Annotated in this window: 5 protein-coding genes; all 5 read right to left on the bottom strand. The window is 73.7% G+C overall.

Annotated elements, in window-relative coordinates; all coding sequences use genetic code 11:
- Nucleotides 1-121 precede the first annotated feature (121 nt).
- A complete protein-coding gene (locus tag AB0K37_RS34535) occupies nt 122-2860 on the bottom strand; it encodes a family 78 glycoside hydrolase catalytic domain (RefSeq protein WP_363988235.1) in 2739 nt (912 codons plus the stop codon).
- 104 nt (nt 2861-2964) lie between these two features.
- Nucleotides 2965-6687 carry a glycosyl hydrolase gene (locus AB0K37_RS34530; RefSeq protein WP_363988233.1) on the bottom strand — a complete coding sequence of 1241 codons (3723 nt, stop codon included), beginning with the start codon at nt 6685-6687 and terminating at the stop codon, nt 2965-2967.
- Nucleotides 6684-10646, bottom strand: a complete 3963-nt coding sequence (locus tag AB0K37_RS34525) for a family 78 glycoside hydrolase catalytic domain (RefSeq protein ID WP_363988230.1) — start codon at nt 10644-10646, stop codon at nt 6684-6686. The genes AB0K37_RS34530 and AB0K37_RS34525 overlap by 4 nt, the downstream gene beginning before the upstream one ends.
- Nucleotides 10647-10712: 66 nt before the next feature.
- Nucleotides 10713-12131, bottom strand: a complete 1419-nt coding sequence (locus tag AB0K37_RS34520; protein WP_363988227.1) for an L-fucose/L-arabinose isomerase family protein — start codon at nt 12129-12131, stop codon at nt 10713-10715.
- Between the two features lie 303 nt (nt 12132-12434).
- Nucleotides 12435-13152 (bottom strand): SDR family oxidoreductase (locus AB0K37_RS34515; protein WP_363988224.1); only part of this gene is annotated, 718 nt, incomplete at its 5' end.

Below are 13152 nucleotides of genomic sequence, written 5' to 3'. Positions count from 1 at the left end.
GCCGACGCGGCGCCCCCGGCGGAGCCGAGCACGACCGCGCCCGCCACCCCGGCCGCCGACGCGCCGAGGAAGTCTCGGCGGCTCATCCCGGTTCCTGGTCGTTCGGTCATCGCCGGGCCCCTCAGAGGTGGTCGGAACGGAACGTGAGGTGCCCGGAGCCGGCTTCGAAGACGGCGTAGCCGTCCTTCATGCCGGTGAAGCGGGCGCCGCCCGGCCCGGAGACGTGCACGTCGCCCGCGGAACGGGCGGGGACGTGGATCTCGGCGCGGACGTTGACGGGGACGTCCGCGTCGAGCGAGAAGCCGCCGCCGGCCCGCTTCCACCTGACGCCGACGTCTCCGCGCTGAAGCGGGACGGTCCCGGACGCGCGGTCCAGCCCGGTCAGCGGCGGCCTGATCCGCACGGCGGCCGAGGCGGGGGCGGTCACGGCGACGCCGAGGAGGGTCCGCTGCACCTGGACCAGCGACGTCGCGCCCCACGGGTGGGAGTGGCTCTGCCCGGTCTCCGGGGCGTCCCACGACTCCCACGTGAAGGTGCCGCCGCGCGCGAGGATGTTGCCCCAGCCCGGTCCCCGCGCGTCGGTGAGGCGGGTGACGACGTCCGCGGGACGGCCGCCGAGCGCCTCCAGGAGCCGGTGCGCGGTCATCGGCCCCATCTGCATGCCGAGCCCGGCGATGTACGACTCGACCTCGTCCCGGCCCTCGGCGGGGGCGACGCCGTAGGCGAGCGCGTAGGCGTTGGCGATCTGCGAGGCGTGCGTGCTCTGGGCGCCGTCGCTCTTCAGGCCGTCGATGTAGACGCCGTCCGGGCGGCGGAGCCTGGCGTTGATGTTGCCGGTGAGCGTGTCGGCGTCCTTGCGCAGCGCCTCGGCGTCGCCGGTCCTGCCGAGCACGGCGGCGGCACGGGCGGTGGCGTTCAGGACGTCCACGCCGAGCACGTTGATGACCGTGCGGGCGGCGGTGTCCATGTCGTGGCCGTACCGCATGGTCGCGGGCCAGTCGACGATGCCGTACTTGTAGGCCCCGGAGCCGCCCTCGAGGTTGGTGACCAGGCCCGTCCCCTCCGCGATGTAGCGGCGGACGTAGCCGGCGACCGCGCTCATCACGGGGTACGCGTCCGCGAGCGTGGACGCGTCGCCGGACTGCTGGTAGTAGTCCCAGACCCAGCCGGGGAACATCTCGGTGTAGTCGGGGATGTCGCGCTTGCCGTCGCCGTTCGGGTAGACGGCGTTGAGGCGCCCGTCCGGCCAGTACCGCGCCTGCGACGCCATGAACTCGCGGATCGCCTGCCGGGTCAGGCGCCGCTCCCCGTAGGCGCCCATCATGGCGATCGAGGTGTCGACCGAGTCGCCGAGGAACTGCCCCTTCTCCCGGGTCGGCGTGTCGAGGAACTGGGACTGCGACCCGTACAGCGCCGACCGCGCCATCAGGTCGTACGCCGCGTTCACTCCCGCGTCGGACGTGCGGAGGCCGCCCTCGCGGGTCACCTCGTCGTGCTGGACGACGGCGGAGACGTCGTCCGCCTCGGCTCCGGAGCCCGGCGCGATCTCCAGGTACCGGAAGCCGACGTAGGTGAGCGGCCGGAAGGTCTGGTCGCCGTCGCGCTGGGTGTAGCCGTAGCCGAGGTTGGTGTCCTGGTTGTCGCTCTTGGAGCGGGAGACCGTCCCGTCGTCCTTGAGGACGTAGGAGGCGTACATGTCGACGTGCCGGCCGGCGACGCCCTCCCGGAACCGCACCACCGGCACGGCCGGGATCACCTTCCCGAAGTCGGCGACCAGCGCGCCCGAGTCCAGCCGCGTGACCTTCACCGGCCGGACGGTCCGGTACGCGAGCGCGGTCTCCTGGCCGTGCAGGTGCTTGAAACCCGACGCGGGGTGGACGCCGACGACCACCGGGTCCTGCCAGGAGGACGCGTCGAAGCCGGGCTCGTCCCACCCGGCCTGCACGGCGGTGCCGTCGATGTCCTCGACGTAGTCGCCGCCGTCCCCGTTGCGCTTCGGCGCCGTCTTCCAGGGGGCGCGCGTCACCTTCCACGTCCCGTCGGTGACGACGACCTGCCGGGTGCCGTCGGCGTGGTCGATGACCAGCCGGACGAGCAGGCCGGGCTCGCCCTTCGGCCGCCCCTGCCCCGACCCGTACCAGTGGTAGAGCGCGCCGATCGTGGCGGGCCGACCGGCCTTCACCTTCGAGGTGACGTCGACGGTCTTGTAGAAGCCGTCGTCGGCGTACTCGAAGGCGGGGCCGCGGTCGACGGTCTCGCCGTTCAGGTGCAGCGCGTACTGCTGACCGGCCGCGATGTGCACGCGAGCGCGCACCACCTTCGACTCGCCGACCGTGAAGTCCTTGCGGGCGAGGGTGTAGTCGTCGGCCTCCGCGGTGGTGCGCCGGATCCAGGTGGCCCGCCAGTCCCGGTCGGCGAGCCCGGTGTCGAACGCGGCGGGCCGCGCCCACGGAGAGCGCTTTCCGGAGCCGTCCCAGGTCCGGACGGTCCACGTGTACGACGTCTCCGGCGCGAGGGACGGCCCGGCGTACCTCACGTACTCCTGGCTCCCCGAGCGGACACGGCCGCTGTCCCAGACCGGCGCGCCGGACGGCCCCCGCACGATGATCTCGTAGGCGCTCTGCACCTCCCCGGGGTCGCGGTCGCGGGGCGTCCACCCGAACAGCGGCGCCCCCTCCACGCTCAGCGGGCGCGCCTGGTCCCCCACCGTCAGACCCACAGGGGACTGCGGCGCGTGCCCCGCTTTCAGCGCGGCCTGGGCGGTCCCCGGCAGGCCGGCGGCGACGGTCGCCGCCACGGTTGCGACGGCGGCGAGGACGGCACGGCGTTCGGCGGAGCGAGTCCTGTCACGGCGAATCATGGGTAGCGACCTCCACGTCGTTGCTGCGGCTTGCGGTGATCTGCCGGAAGGAGCCGGGGCGGACCGCGCCCGCGGGGGTGCCGTCACGCCCCGGCCCCTCCCGGCTACGGCCGTACGGAGAACCCGCTCATCTGCACGTTCGCGCCTACGCCGTCCCAGCTCCTGGTGATGTCCAGACGCACGTAGCGGGCGCTGACCTTGGCGAAGGCCGTCGTCCCGCCCTCCTTCGGCGTGTCCGTCGCGGTCGCCACGGTGCGCCAGTTCCGGCCGTCCGAGGAGACCTGGACGCCGTAGTCGCGCGGCCCGTAGTTGGAGCGCCCGCCCACGACGACCGAGCCGAACTCGACCGGCGCGCCGAAGTCGACGCCGTAGCGCACCGGGTCGGCGGGGGCCGGCCCCTGGCCGGCGGCGCGTCCCCACGACACCCAGAACGTGCTGGGCGAGCCGTCCACGGCGAGCTTGGCCGGGTACCGGTCCTGGCCGGCGTCGGCGACCACCCGCGGGAACGGCGTGCCGCCCGGGTTGAGGGCGAGGTCGCCGGAGTGCCGCAGGGTCACCGCCGTGGCGGCGGACGGTCCCGCGTCACTGCGCGCGGTCACCTTCAGGGTGCTCGCGCCGGAAGCGACGCCCTTGTCCCGCAGCGCGACGGGCACCGTCACCGAGCCGCCCGCGGGCACCGTGACGCGGCCCCGCTCCGGTTCGGCGCTGATCCCCTCGGCGGCGGACGCGGAGACCGTCACGTCCGCCGCGCGCGCGGAGGCATTGGTGACCAGCACGGTCGCGCGGTTGTAGCCGCCGTCCGCCAGCGGCAGCTCCGGTTCGAGGGCCTCGACGGCCAGCACCGGCCGGTCGCCGCCGGACGGGGTGAGGGTGACGGGGCCGAACAGCCCGTAGTCCATCGGCGCCCGCGACGCGGCCCCGGTGCCGGGCGCCGCGCGGACCGCGTTGAGCAGCGTGGAGGCGACCCGCACGGTGATCGTGTTGGCCCCGGGCCGCAGGTACCGCCCCACCTCGACGTGCCGCAGGTCCGCCTGGTTCAGCGGCGGCAGGTCGTGCCCGTTGACGTTGACGCGGACGGTGTCCACCGGTGTCCCGAGGTCGAGCGCGACACGGTCGATGCCCTTCCAGCCGTCGTCCAGGGTGACGTTCGCGGTGTAGGTGCCCACGCCCGAGACGTCCGCGAGGTCGACGGGGTGGCCGTTGGCCTTGGTGATCGCCGACCAGGCGGGCAGCGCGCCGCCCTCCCCCGCCTTCACCGTGACCGGGCCGAGCGTGCTGTGCGCGGTGTCGCCGGGCCTGCCGGAGGGGCCGGGGCCCCAGGAGTCGACCGACAGCGACCACTCGTCCAGCCTCACCGGCTGGGGAACGGCCGCCGCGCCCTGCGCGCCCTGCGGGCGTGAGCCGCCCGCGGGACCGGTGAAGGTGGCGTCCCGCCGCGGCGTGACCGCGATGACCGCGGCGTCGTTTCCGGCCAGCCGGACCGGGACGGTGACGGTGCCGTGGCCGGACGTGTAGTCGGCGATCGGGGTGATCTTGCCGGTCCAGGTGTCCAGCCGGTAGGGGACGCCGTCACCGGTCAGGGTGATCTTCTGCGCGGTCGCGGTGTTCGTCTGGTTGTACAGGTAGTAGTAGTCGGTGGAGCCCGCCTGGCGGCGCACGTCGAGGATGGCGCCCGACCCGTCGTGCGGCGTGGCGGCCGGCGTGACGCGCAGGCGACGCAGCGCGTCCGGCGCGTCCGCCTCGCTCGCCACCCGCACCACGCCGCGCTGCCGGAGGAGTTCGGAGACCACCGACCTCAGCCGCGCGTCCTGCCGCGCGGCGTCGCCGTTACCGGGAACCGCGCTCGGCGCGTCCCCGACGATGACGACGGGGAGCCCCTGCCGCGCCAGCCGCAGCAGCTTCTCAGCGGCGTCCACCGGCATCGTCTTCTGGTCGTTCAGCAGCACCGCGTGGTAGGCGGAGCGGTCGCCGAACAGGGCGCCGCGGGAGAAGGAGGCGTCCTTGCGGCGGAGCAGCGCCGGGCTGAGGTACTCGTAGGTGTACCCGGCCGACGCCAGCGCGGAGGAGCTCTGGATCAGCTTGTTCGACCCGCTGCCGGTGGTGCCGGTGCCGTTCATGCCGAAGTCCTGCCAGTACACGGCCAGGTCGAAGCGGGGCTTGCCCTGCCGCAGCACCAGCTGCATCCGGGCCAGGTTGTCGTTGACCGCGCGGTAGTCGGCCCAGTTCGGGCCGCCCTTGTCGCCGAACGCCTCCGAGTAGGAGGCGTTGCCGCCGTAGGTCATGCCGGGCCAGGCCGACTGCGGCCCGGCGCCCGCGGGGCCCCTGCTCAGGTACGGGAAGCCGTGCCAGACGACCTGGTTCACGCCGCCCGCGAGGCCCCGGTAGACGGCCTGGAGGTTGGATGCGTCCGATCCGGCGCCGGCCGTCGAGCCCCACACCGAGCCGGAGAACGCGCAGCACTCGTCGGACACCACCGGCCGCCCGGACACGTGCGCGCCCGTCGCGACGACCCGGTAGTCCTGCACGTTGCTGTAGGCCCCGACCGACTGCCCGAACGCCAGGGACTCACCCTCGGGCACGTCGACGTGCGAGGCGGCCTCCGCGACGTCCACCGGGATGCCGTAGGGCTGGATGCGGGTGCTGATGTGGTGCCTTTGGGCCCACTCGCGCAGCACGTCGAGCCGGTTGCGGATGTAGAGGTCGCTGAGGGTCTGCCGGTAGTCGGTGCGGACCCGGGCGCCGACGCCGCCGCCGAAGTCGAAGAACGGACGGTCGGTGATGCCCTGGTCGCCGGCGCCGGCCAGGGCGGGGAGCACCTCGACCGGGGAGTAGCCGCGCCGCTCCGTCCACTGGTCGACCAGCTCGGACGTCCACTTCTGGGTGGTGCCCAGTTCGAGCGAGTCCTCGAACAGGTCGCTCTCGCCCATCTGGGCGAGCAGCTTCCGCACGTCGGGGGTGAGGATGTGCTCGTCGTAGAAGTCCGTGGTCGCCTTGGCCCCGGCCTCGCTGAACGGGTCGAGGGCGTAGTTGGTGCCGGTCGCGGTGTAGCCGGACAGGGACTGCCCGCTGGGCGTCTGGTAGAAGGCGATCAGCGCGTAGGTGCTCTCGCCGTCGCCGGGGAAGTCGACCGCGAGGCCGCCCTGCGCGTCCACCTTCGAGGTGACGTCGGTGACGCCCTCCCGTTCCAGCATCCGCGGGCCGCCTGAGGTGGCGCAGCCCGCGTCGGAGCACTTGGCGACGAGCGCGGCGATGAGCGTCCTCTTCGCACCGGCGGGCGGCGCGACGTTGAAGTTGGCGGGCAGCGCACCCGACCTGCTGGTCCCGCCCTTGCGGAACTCGTGGGAGAAGACGATCTGCTGCTGCGCGCTCGGATCGTTGACGTCGGCGACGGTGGGGACGGTCGCGGGCCAGCGCGGGCCGATGGTGAAGTCGAGGCCGAGTCCGTTGGCCTTGGCCGCGGCCAGCATCGTCCGGGTCTTCTGCGCCCAGAGCGGGGTGCCCCAGCCGTAGGTCTTCAGGAACTCCGGGGAGTTGTTGCCGGCGCCCTCCACGCTGAACGGCGCGACCTCGGCTCCGCCGCCGCCCGCCTTCCTGATCTGTTCGAGCTCCGCGGCCAGTTCCCTGTCGTCGGTGTGGGCCAGCGGCTGCCACCAGCGGTACTTGGGCCGCACGGACGCCGGGGGGTCGGCGAAGGTTCCGCGGGTCAGGGCCGGGACGTCCGGCCCGAACGGCGGAGCGGCCTCGGCCGCACCGGCGACCGCGAGCCCGGACAGGGCCAGGAGCGCGGCCGCCGGCACCGCGAGCAGCCGAGCTTGGGAATGAGTCACGAGGAGTAGCCCTCCAGCTCGATGACGCGGCTGTAGTTGTGGTCGTTGGAGTCGTGGACGAGGAGCCGGAGCGCCGACGCCTGGACGGGCGCGAAGGTCTTCTCGACCGTCCCGGCGGTGCTGCCGGCGACCGTCGCGACCGTCGTCCACGTCCCGTCCACGCGGGCCTGGACGTCGAAGTCGCGGATTCCGGTCTTGGCGGCCGGGTGCGCCGGATCGTCGAGCGTGAAGACCTTCACGCGGCCGACGCGGCGCGGCTCGTCCCAGGCGGCGGTGATTGTGTCGGGGAAGTCTCCGGCGGTGTCGTCGTTCCAGCCGCCGACGCCGTTCAGCCACACGCCGGAGTCGGTGCCGCCGTCGTTGGTCCAGGCGGGCGACGAGCCGCTGTGGGTGCTGGACGCCGACATCTCGGCGACGCGCACGAGGTTGCCGGTGACGCGCACCGGGGCCCGCACGCTCTCGTCGTCGACGGTGACGGTGACCGTTCCCTCGGTCGCCTCGCCGGTGCGCCTGATCGTGACCGGGACCTCCGTGGAGCCGCCGGCCGGGATCGTGACCCGTCCCGCGGCCCCGGTGGTGAAGCCGTCCGTCGCGGCGGCCTTCACCGGGACGGTGACGGCGTGCCGCTCGAGGTTGGTGACGCGGAACCGGGCCGTCGAGGACTCTCCGTCGATGACGGGGACGTCGGCGCCGAACGGGGGTTCGACGGCGAGCTGGGTGCGGTCCTGGTGCACGGCCTCGGGCGTGCGGACGTTGAACGTCCAGGACCCGGATCCGACCTCGTACACGGCCCGCCCGTCCTGGACGCCCAGGGACCGGGCGCCCGCCGGGGCGGTGGCGCCGGACGCGCCGAGCAGCGGCACCTCCACGCGGGCGGGGGCGCCCGGCGGGACGGTCACGTCGAGCCGCAGGTCGTGCCCGGAGCGGCGCCACGCGCTGGAGACCGCGCCGCGGGGTGTGCGGTAGGTGGAGGCGGCGCGGGTCAGGTCGCCGACGACGGCGGGCCGGACCACGAGCTTGCCGAAGGCGACCGAGTCGCCCGCCTGGCCGATCCCGGCGAGCCCGGCGCCGAACCACTCGTCGATCGCGCCGAGCATGAAGTGGTTCTGGGAGCCGTAGCCGGTCGGGCCGTCCCAGTACTCGGTGAGCGCGGTCGCGCCGTGCACGACCTGGTAGCCGTAGCTGGGGTCGGTGACCTGCTGGGCGACGGCGAGGATGACGTCGTCGCGCCCGGCCGCCGACAGCACCCGGAACAGGGCCGGCAGGGCGATCTCGCCGACCGTGAGGTGGTAGCCCTTGCCCTTGACCGAGGCGACGAGGTGGTCGAGGACGGCCTGGCGCTGCGCCTCGGGGACGATGCCGAGGTCGAGCGCGAACGCGTCCCCGGCCTGGCTGCCCGAGCCGTAGGTGTGCCCGGCCTCGTCCAGGTACCTGGCGTTGAAGGCGCCGGCGATGTCGCCCGCGAGCCTGCGGTAGCGGGCGGCGTCGTCGTCCTTGCCGAGCAGGCCGGCGACGGAGGCGAGCGCGGCGGCGCTGCGCTGGTAGCCGTAGGTGACGGCGATCCCGCGCGGCGTGGTCTTGTCGACGGCGGCCCAGTCGCCGAGGCCGTAGTCGAGCAGGTTCCCCTTCGCCTTGGAGGTCAGGTAGTCCAGGTAGCGCTGCATGTTCGGGTAGAAGTCGCGCAGCGGGCGTTCGTCGCCGTAGGTGCGGTAGTGCTGCCAGGCGGCCAGGATGATGGCGCTCCCCCAGTTGGGGTCGTCGCGGACGCCGCCGGAGAACTGGACGTATTCGGGCGCGATGTCGGGGACGAGCCCGTCGGAGGTCTGCGCCTCGGCCATGTTGCGCAGCAGCGCCGGGTAGTAGGCCGCGACGTCGTAGTTGCGGGTGACCGATCCCTGGACGAGCTGGGTCTCCTCCAGCCAGCCGAGCTTCTCCCGGTCGGGGCAGTCGGTGAGGATGCTGAACATGTTGCCCTGGATCGACCGGTCGATGATCTTGTGGATGCCGTTCAGCAGCAGGTCGGAGCTCTCGAACGAGCCGGCGGAGGCGTTGCCCGCGCGCAGCACGACCGCCGACACGGCGTCCGCGTCCGGGGCGGACGGCAGGCCCGTCACCTGGAGGTAGCGGAAGCCGTGGTAGACGAAGCGGGGGTGCCAGGTCTCGGTGCCCTCCCCGGCGAGGGTGTAGTGGTCCTCGATCGGGGGGCGCCGCGCTCCGCCGGCGATCATCGTGCCCTGCTCGACGAGGCCGTCCTCGCCGAGCCGCTCCCCCGGCTTGAGCGCCAGCTCCGTCCCGCGCGGGCCGCTGACCCGGATCTGCGGCCAGCCCGCGACGTTCTCGCCGAGGTCGAAGACGTAGGTGCCCTTCTCCGGCTGCGTGACCTTCACGGTCCGGCGGCGGCCGACGGGCACGATCGCCGGCGACATGCGCGCGGTGAGGGCGATGCCGGGATCGGGCGCCTCGGCGGCCGGGCGCCAGGCCGCCAGGTCCGCCGACGGCTCGTCCCAGCCCTCGCGGGCGAGGCGGGCGTCCTCGTCCTCACCGCCGTACCAGTGGGTGAAGGTGGTCGGGCCGAGGTCGGTGCGCCAGGACGAGTCGGTCGCGACCCGGGCGGTCGTCCCGTCCGCGAGCGTGACCTCCAGCTGGGCGAGCAGCTTCGGCGCGCCCTGCGCCCCGACGTACTTGGTGTACCGGTCGCTGGTGGAGGTGACGTTGTAGGTGCCGTTGCCGAGCCGGACGCCGATCGCGTTGCCGCCGCGCCGCAGCAGCTTCGTGACGTCGTAGGCCGCGTACTCGGCGCGCTTGCGGTAGTCGGTGTTCGGCGGTTCCAGGACGGCGTCGCTCACCGGGCGGCCGTTGACGGTGGCGTCGTAGACGCCGAGCGCGGTGATGTAGAGCCGCGCCGACCGCACCTCGTCCTTCAGGGAGAACTGCCGGGCGAGCAGGGGCAAGCGGGGCAGGTCCGTCTGGTACGCGGGCGGCGGCTCCTGCCCGGTGACGGTCCTGGCCGTGGCGAACGGACCGTCCGCCGAGTCGGAGGTCTGCAGCGTGTAGTCGATCGGGAAGTTCGGCGTCTTGCCGTCGCTCGTCATCAGGTCGGTGCGCGGGTACAGCCTGACCGAGGCGAGGTCCTTGACGGCTCCGAGGTCGAGCTGCAGCCAGATGTGGTGGCCCGGGTCCTGCGAGCCGTAGGCGGGGCTGGTGTATCCGAACGGCGCCGTCTGCGTGGTGAGGGACCCGTCGGTGACGAACTCCGGCATCCACTTGCCGGGGTACTCGCGGACCTCGGACGCGGTGACCTTCGCGCCCTTCGCCACGTTCGTCCCGGACGGGTCGAGCGCCTCGATCTCGGCGAGCTGGAGCCGCGACAGCAGCGAGCCGCCCTCCTTGACGGGGAGGCCGAGCTTCGTCACGTCCAGCCGCAGGTGGCGGGCCCTGGTGCCGGCGGGCAGCGCGACGGTGGCGGGGGTCGGCGCCCGGTTCAGCCAGCGCTCGTCACCGATCCACTTGCCGGACCAGTCGTCCTTGGCGAGCAGGCCCGTCTCGAACCGGGCGGGGCTGCTCCAGCCCGACGCGCGCCCGGAGCCGTCCCAGACCCGGACCCGCCACCACACCTGGCGGCGGGAGGTGAGCGCCGTGCCCCGGTAGACGGCGCCGGCGGCGGCGGAGGACACCCTGCCGGAGTCCCACAGGTCGGCGCGGCCGAGCCCGTCCCGGGACGTCGCCGCCACCACCTGGTAGGCGGTCTGGGCCGAGCCCCGGCCCGGGGCCGCCAGGCGCCAGCTCAGGGTGGGCGTGGTGTCGTCGATGCCGATGGGGTCGTCGAGCGCGTCGGTCCGCAGGCCGGTGGCGTGCAGCCCGGAGGCGTCCGCGCGGGCGGGCAGGGCGGTGACGGCGGTGAGCGCGAGGGAGAGGGCGACACCGCATACGGCACCGCGTGGTGGGGGGATTTTGGGCATGACGGAACATCCTTCGGACCTGCGCGGGGGGGTGGGGGGTGACGGCGTCGCGCCGTAAGGGTGTCGTCAGGGGTTCACATGGACCAGTTCGATCTCCAGGAGGTCGGCGAGGGCCTTCAGGTCGGCGACGCGGTGGCCCGTCCCGAGGGCCCAGTGGTGGGAGATGCCGGTGGCCGACCACGCGTCGGTCCACTCGCCGGGGTCGCAGCCGAAGTCGACGCGGGAGGTGGTGTTGCCGATCTGCAGCAGCGGCCCGTCCACGGTCTCGCCCTCGGACGCGACGAACGCGAACCTGCCGTCGCGGCGCTGGATGATCCCGAACGCGGTGACGGGGCCGTGCTTGACGTCGAACTCGACGGACACGCCGTAGCCGCGCTTGCCGTGGTAGACGCCGAGGCCGCGCAGCAGCGGGCGGCGGGCGCTGATCGCCAGGTGCGCGGGCCCGTCGTGGCCCATCTCGACGTGGCCGCGGTGGAAGTCGAGCGCCTGCAGCTCGGTGAAGGAGCCGCCCGCGCCGAGCCGGTCGGCGACCAGCATCGCGAGGGAGGTGCGCAGCTCGTACTCCCCGGCGGCCGGGATCCCGCGCGCGGTGAGCAGCGACGCGCCGAGGATCATCCCGGCGCCGAGGCGCTCGTGGATCTCGCCGTCCAGGCCGCGGTGGTAGTAGGCCAGGCTGTCGAGCCCGAAGTCCTCGACGAGGCGGTCGAGGCCGACCGAGACACGGGCCGCCCAGGTCAGGTCGTCGTCGTTGACGGACGCGTCCAGCTCGAAGATCTTCTCCGCCTCGGCCTTCTTGGCGGCCGTCTCGGCGTCGGTGACCTTCTCCACCCGGACGCGCAGGTCGTCGAACTCCAGCACCTCGACGTGCCCGCCGAAGTTGGCGCTGACGAGCGTGAGGTCGGTGGAGACGTCGAGCATGCCCGGGTACAGGTGGCCCATCAGCCCGTGCCTGCCCCGCCGCAGCGCCGCGCGGACCCCGGCGGCGCGCACCCAGCGGCCGATCTTCGCCCAGGCGCGCTCGTCCTCCAGGTAGCCCGACACCGAGCGGAACGGGACGCCGCAGCGCGCGAACGCGTTCGCCATCTCCGGCAGCGGGCAGGCGCCGCAGTAGGCGAGCCACTGCCCGGTGTCGAAGGTCGCGTGGTCCATCGACTCGGTCGGCTGCAGGTTGATCAGCAGGACGGGCGCGTCCGCCCGCTGCGCCACCGGGACCAGCATCGTCGCGGTCATGTAGGTGGTGAGGAAGCCGACGATGATGTCGCAGCCCGCGGCGCGCAGCCGCTCGGCCGCCGCCGCGCCCTCCTGCGCGTCGGAGATGAACCCGACGTCGACGACCTCGGCGCCGAGCCCGCGCATCCGCTCCGAGACGCGCTCGGCGGACCGCTTGAGCTGCGGCAGCAGGTCGGGGAACTGAGGCCAGTAGGCGCCGAGCCCGCCGGCGACGAGGCCGACCTTGACCGGCGGCGGCGCTGTGGTGTCTGCCATTGCTTGTCCTCTCCTAACGGGCCGTGTGGGTGCGGCGCCCGGCGGACGCCCCTTCCCTGGGGACATGCCCGCCGACGCCGGACCCGCCGGGTGCGGTCCCCGCGGCCGGGGAGGTGACGACGGACACAGGGAGGCGTGCGAACTTCTCCGCCGGCGGCATCGTTGTCCCTTCGGGTTCACTTGGTCGAGCGGGCCCAGCAGGTACGGTCGGCGGCCCGGGTGGGGACGGCGCGGCCGCGGCGGGGTGAGCGCCGCGGCCGCGCGGTCCGGGCCGCCGGCCGTCCTCGTTCGACGGGGGCCTCCTCAGCGCAGGAACGCGGCGGCGACGCCGGCGTCCACGGGGACGTGCAGTCCGGTGGTGTGGGTCAGGTCCCCGCCGGTGAGGGCGAAGACGGCGGCGGCGACGTGCTCGGGCAGCACCTCGCGCTTGAGCAGCGTCCGCTGGGCGTAGAACTCGCCGAGCTTCTCCTCCTCGACGCCGTACACGGCGGCGCGCTTGGCGCCCCACCCGCCGGCGAAGATCCCCGAACCGCGCACGACCCCGTCCGGGTTGACCCCGTTGACGCGGATGCCGTGCTCGCCGAGCTCGGCGGCCAGCAGCCGCACCTGGTGCGCCTGGTCGGCCTTGGTCGCGCCGTAGGCGATGTTGTTCGGCCCGGCGAACACCCCGTTCTTGGACGAGATGTAGACGATGTCGCCGCCCATCCCCTGCTCGACCATGACGCGGGCGGTCTCGCGGGACACCAGGAACGAGCCGCGCGCCATGACGTCGTGCTGGAGGTCCCAGTCGGCGGCGGTCGTCTCCAGCAGCGGCTTGGAGATGGAGAGCCCCGCGTTGTTGACGACGAGGTCCACGCCGCCGAAGGCCAGGACCGCCTCCCGGACGGCCGCGGCGATCTCGTCCTCCGAGGTCACGTCCGCGCCAGCGGCGACGGCCACGTCGGAGGCGCGCAGCGCGGCGGTCGGCGGCCATGGCGGTGACGCCGGCGGCGGGGCGAACCGGGAAGCCGATCTGCCCCAG

The sequence above is a fragment of the Actinomadura sp. NPDC049753 genome (genome assembly GCF_040674655.1).
In the GTDB taxonomy this organism is placed as follows: Bacteria; Actinomycetota; Actinomycetes; order Streptosporangiales; family Streptosporangiaceae; genus Spirillospora; species Spirillospora verrucosospora.
Note: the sequence above shows the minus strand (reverse complement) of the source record. Positions and strands in the feature narration are given on the sequence as shown.